The following is a 2,153-nucleotide window of genomic DNA, read 5'->3' on the forward strand; positions in this document are numbered from 1 at the left end:
GTGTAGGGTCGGCCAGCAGCGCCCTGCCTGGCTTGCGCCGGGTGGGGTTCTGCTGACCGCCCTCCGAACCGGACGTGCCCATTCCTGAGCATCCGGCTCTCCATGAGATCACGCCGTGACGCTCGCCCAAGGGGTCGGGATGCGGGTTCCTCGGTAGCGGTAACGGGTCACGGGGACCTGCCAGGCGCGGAAGAACTCGATCCCCCCGTCGCGGATCTGCCACCGGGGCAGATGCCGTCTGACGAGGGTGCGCATGTTCAGCTTCGGGTGCCGCTTCTTCAACCAGCCCACGATCCGCCAGAAGGCGAAGTGATCGATGACCGTGAAGACGCGTTTGACCACGCCGTGCTGGAAGTAGGCGCACCATCCCCGCAACGCCGGGTTGAGTCGGCGCAGCAGATCGGCGAGCGTTCGATGGGATGCCCGGCGGGTCAGCGTCCGCACCTTGTCCCGGATGGAAGCCAGCGACTTCCGTGACGGGTAGGTATAGATCGCTGTCTTCCCGCCATGACCTCTGATCCGGCGGCGCTGGATACGCCACCCGAGGAAATCGAACCCGGTGTCTATGTGCGTGACCGTCGTCTTCTCGACCGACAAGCGCAAACCCATCGGCGCGAGCACTGTGGCTGTTTCGCCCCAGAGCGCTTCGGCATCCTCGCGGGTGCCGCGGACGAGGACGACGAAGTCGTCCGCGTAGCGGACCAGCTTCATCGTCGCGCCCCCGGCGCGTTGATGCTTCGTGCGCGACCATTGCGGACCGAGCGCGTCCCACTTGCGTTGAAAGTGCTCGTCCACCACGGACAGGGCGATGTTCGCCAACAGTGGCGACAGGATCCCGCCTTGCGGGGTGCCGGTGAACGTGTCCCTGTTCACACCGTCCTCGCTGAGGACACCCGCATTCAGGAACCCGCGGATCAGACGCAGCACGCGCTTGTCGACGACCCGTGCCCGAACGCGCTGCATGAGCGCGTCGTGGTCGATCTCGTCGAAACACGCGGTGATGTCCGCTTCGAACACCTGCACGTAACCACGTGAGGCGTAGTAGTGGATCTCCGCGATCGCGTCCTGCGCCCGCCTGCGCGGCCGGAACCCATACGAGGACGGCACGAAGTCGGCCTCGAAGATCGGCTCCAGCACCAGCTTCAGAGAGGCCTGAACGATCCGGTCCGTCATCGTCGGGATCCCCAGCTTGCGGACCTTGCCGTTCGCTTTCGGGATCGACTTCTGACGCACCCGCTCGGGGACGAACCCGCCATGCTTCACGCTCTCGCGCAGCTCGGCGAGCACCCTGTGCACCCTCTCCGGCGGGACGGATCGCGGCGCGATTCCGTCGACTCCGGCGGTGCGGCCTCCCTTGTTGCCCTGCACCCGGTTCCACGCCGCAACGAGGAACCCGGGGTCATAGACCAGGTTGAACACATCATCGAAGCGACGACCGGGGTCGGTCGTCGCCCATTGGTGCAGTTTCGTCTGCATTCTCAGTACCCGCGCCCACGCCTCCGAAGTGTCGGCTGGCCACGGAACATCCGCATTCACGGCTGTGTCTCCTTTACTGCTTGTTGATCCTGCGATCACACTGGACCCCTTCGCCATGCGGCCGGCTTTCCCGACCTCGGACTACTACGGGTCCTCCGTCCCATCCCGACCCGATCAGCAGGCCGTGCGCTCAGCCGTCGGTGTCGTCGCTGGCCGCGACGCACCTCCGGCGGGACCGGGATGGTTCCCACGTTCACTCTCGAACCCTTCGACGGGATCGGCACCCAGTTATGCCCCAGCATCCTCGCCACGGCTACGCCGCAGGCTTTCACCGTGGCCTCCCGACCGGCGACATCACCCGATCCAGGAGTTCCCCTCACCGCCGAAGCCGTGAGGGTGCGCGATGCAACCCGACCCGCATCCACCAGGTTGGAGTCGGTGGTCTCGTATTGAGAGGCTTTCAGCCACTGGTTCCTATCCGTATGCCTCTCCGTCTCGCTAGCCGAGCCCGCACCATCTGGCAGTTCTGGCACGACTCGTCGTTGTCGAGGACTGCTCCACCCAACCCGCTCACGCCAACGGGCCAGATCGTCCTCCAGCTATCACACGCCTGCTGCGACAGGCGTCGAGCGGTGTCCTTTCACCACCGCAAGGTTCAAGAGCGCCTCGTGGCGCTC

The 2,153-nt window shown here is 65.6% G+C and carries 1 protein-coding gene; it reads right to left on the minus strand.

The window, feature by feature from the left end; all coding sequences use genetic code 11:
- Nucleotides 1-108 precede the first annotated feature (108 nt).
- Nucleotides 109-1,476 (minus strand): group II intron reverse transcriptase/maturase, encoded by a 1,368-nt coding sequence (ltrA, locus tag M4I32_RS15085; protein WP_319035305.1) that lies wholly within the window; start codon nucleotides 1,474-1,476, stop codon nucleotides 109-111.
- Between the last annotated feature and the right edge of the window lie 677 nt (nucleotides 1,477-2,153).

This window comes from Microbacterium sp. LRZ72 (assembly GCF_033792225.1).
GTDB lineage: Bacteria > Actinomycetota > Actinomycetes > Actinomycetales > Microbacteriaceae > Microbacterium.